Raw genomic sequence first — 2,007 nt, forward strand, 5'->3', positions numbered from 1 at the left:
AACGCCCGACCAGCACCGTGGGCCACTGCAGTCGCGCCGGGACGTCGTCCTCCTCGTCGTCGTCGGCGTGCCCTGAACCCACCCCCGACCCGCCGGATACCCTTGGACGCGGACCCGCGCCGACCGGCGCGTGGCCAGGTGGGCGGACGCGGGGCGCGACACGGCACCGCACCGCCGCCACGGACTACGGGAAGGCTCGAAGGTTATGGCAGGCGAACGACAGTGGGGCACCTATGACCTCATCGTGGTGGGGTCGGGTTTCTACGGTCTGACGGTCGCCGAGCGGGCGGCGAGCGAGCTCGGCAAGCGCGTGCTGGTGCTCGAGCGGCGTCACCACATCGGCGGCAACGCCTACTCCGAGCCCGAGCCCGAGACCGGCATCGAGATCCACAAGTACGGCGCGCACCTGTTCCACACCTCCAACGAGCGCGTGTGGGAGTACGTCAACCGCTTCACGTCGTTCACCGGCTACCAGCACCGCGTGTTCGCCATGCACAAGGGCACCGCGTACCAGTTCCCCATGGGCCTGGGCCTGATCTGCCAGTTCTTCGGCCGCTACTACTCGCCCGACGAGGCCCGCGCGCTCATCGCCGAGCAGGCCTCCGAGTTCTCCTCCGAGGAGGCGGCGAACTTCGAGGAGAAGGCCATCTCCCTCATCGGCCGCCCGCTCTACGAGGCGTTCATCAAGGACTACACGGCCAAGCAGTGGCAGACCGACCCCAAGAACCTGCCCGCCGGCAACATCACCCGCCTGCCCGTGCGGTACACGTTCGACAACCGCTACTTCAACGACACCTACGAGGGCCTGCCCGTCGACGGCTACACCGCGTGGCTGGAGAACATGGCGGCGCACGAGAACATCGACGTGGTGCTGGACACCGACTGGTTCGACGTCCGCGACGACGTCCGTGCCGCCAGCCCCGACGCCCCGGTCGTCTACACCGGCCCGCTGGACCGCTACTTCGACTACGCCGACGGCGAGCTGGGCTGGCGCACCCTGGACTTCGAGACCGAGGTCCTGCCGACCGGCGACTTCCAGGGCACCCCGGTGATGAACTACAACGACGCGGAGTACGACTACACCCGCATCCACGAGTTCCGGCACTTCCACCCCGAGCGGAAGAACTACCCCACGGACAAGACCGTGATCATGCGTGAGTACAGCCGCTTCGCCGAGCGCGAGGACGAGCCGTACTACCCGATCAACGAGTCCACGGACCGCGAGAAGCTCGCCGCCTACCGCGACCGCGCCAAGGCCGAGACCGCCGCCAACAAGGTGCTGTTCGGCGGCCGACTGGGCACGTACCAGTACCTGGACATGCACATGGCCATCGCGTCCGCGCTGACGATGTTCGACAACACGCTGGCGCCGCACCTGCGCGACGGCGCGCCGCTCGCCGACGGCTGATCCCCCCGCCCCACGCGCCACGCGCAACCGCGCGCCCGCGCGAAATCCGCTACTCCCCGGCGGGATCCGCTACTCCTACCGGGGTAGCGGATCCGTCGTCGGGGTAGCGGATTCGGGCGCGGTGTCCGAGGGCGCGTAGGCGACGAGTTCGTGGACGGCGGCGTCGCGCTGCGCGGCGTGCACGATCGTCGGCTTGGCCTCGCCGAGGTGCTGCAGCACGGGCGTGACCGACGTCCAGAAGCGGCTCAGCGAGCTCAGGCCCTCGTTCTCGGCCCGTGCCTGTGCGCGTTCGGCCCGCGTGTCGTCAGCGCGCGTGGGGTGCAGCGCGGCGCGCTTGCCCTCGATCCGGTCGTCCTTGCGCTGCGAGATGACGTACCCCAGCGCGAACGCCACGCTCCGCGGCATCCGCCCGGACAGCAGCACGTGCGCCTCCGGGTAGTCGTCGAGCACCTGCTCCACAGCCCCGGACAGCTCCTCCACGAGCCGCGCGAACGCCCGTCGATCCACCTGCCGGCCGCTCGCGCCCGGGTACCAGCGCCCGGCGGGCAGCGTCCACGGGCGGAGCGTGGCGTCGGCCGCCGCGGCGGTGTCCGCGACCG

General features: G+C 70.3%; 1 protein-coding gene and 1 pseudogene. One reads left to right on the top strand and one right to left on the bottom strand.

The genetic code is table 11. The features are described 5' to 3' along the window. Positions 1–205 precede the first annotated feature (205 nt). The gene (gene glf, locus G6030_RS01475; protein ID WP_007632998.1) at positions 206–1,408 is read left to right on the top strand and encodes a UDP-galactopyranose mutase; all 1,203 of its coding nucleotides are present in this window, start codon (positions 206–208) and stop codon (positions 1,406–1,408) included. A gap of 75 nt (positions 1,409–1,483) precedes the next feature. Here glf and G6030_RS01480 read toward each other — a convergent pair. Further along, positions 1,484–2,007 (bottom strand): annotated as a pseudogene (locus tag G6030_RS01480) (hypothetical protein); the annotation flags it as partial.

The organism is Dietzia sp. E1 (genome assembly GCF_014145015.1).
Lineage (GTDB): Bacteria > Actinomycetota > Actinomycetes > Mycobacteriales > Mycobacteriaceae > Dietzia > Dietzia cinnamea_A.